Raw genomic sequence first — 520 nt, forward strand, 5'->3', positions numbered from 1 at the left:
TTCCTCGACGGCACGATATCCAGCCTGTTTGCGCCTGCCATCGGCCGCAAAGACGACTACTGGAATCTCGGGCCGATGATCGGCGTCTTCAGGAAATCCTGAGCCAGTTTCCACCGCGCTTACCCGCATGCGGTATGGCGAAAAAAACTTGATTCAAACTTTATTGGTAATTTCTCATTCATAACTGATCCGGTTTGTCCGTCGGCTGTCGTTTCGCCCTCGGTCTGTTGTGTTTTGAGTACAGGTCCAGATGCGGATTCCGGGCGTCGTCAGTTTTTTGATAGCATCGCTATGCCTTGCCGGCTGCTCGTCAACGGCCGGCGTCGATGCGCTGGATTTGCAGAAACCCTCCAACGAGACCACCAGTTCCGTGATCCGGCCGCCGGCACCGATCGCCGCTGCTCCGGCGGCAAGGGGCAACAGGGCGGCAAGGGCCGGATTGGCTCCCATGTCTGACAACGGTCCGGGGGAAAAAACGCGCCCGTTCGGCTTGGCGGAGGAGGAAGAGACGGGGGTGTGT

Annotated in this window: 1 protein-coding gene; it reads right to left on the reverse strand. The window is 58.5% G+C overall.

From position 1 onward, the window contains the following. Nucleotides 1–174: 174 nt before the first annotated feature. The coding region (locus ENZ74_RS34620; RefSeq protein ID WP_206522416.1) for a hypothetical protein at nucleotides 175–520 on the reverse strand (346 nt) is incomplete at its 5' end.

The sequence above is a fragment of the Mesorhizobium sp. M7A.F.Ca.CA.002.15.2.1 genome, assembly GCF_003998715.1.
Taxonomy (GTDB): Bacteria; Pseudomonadota; Alphaproteobacteria; order Rhizobiales; family Rhizobiaceae; genus Mesorhizobium; species Mesorhizobium ciceri.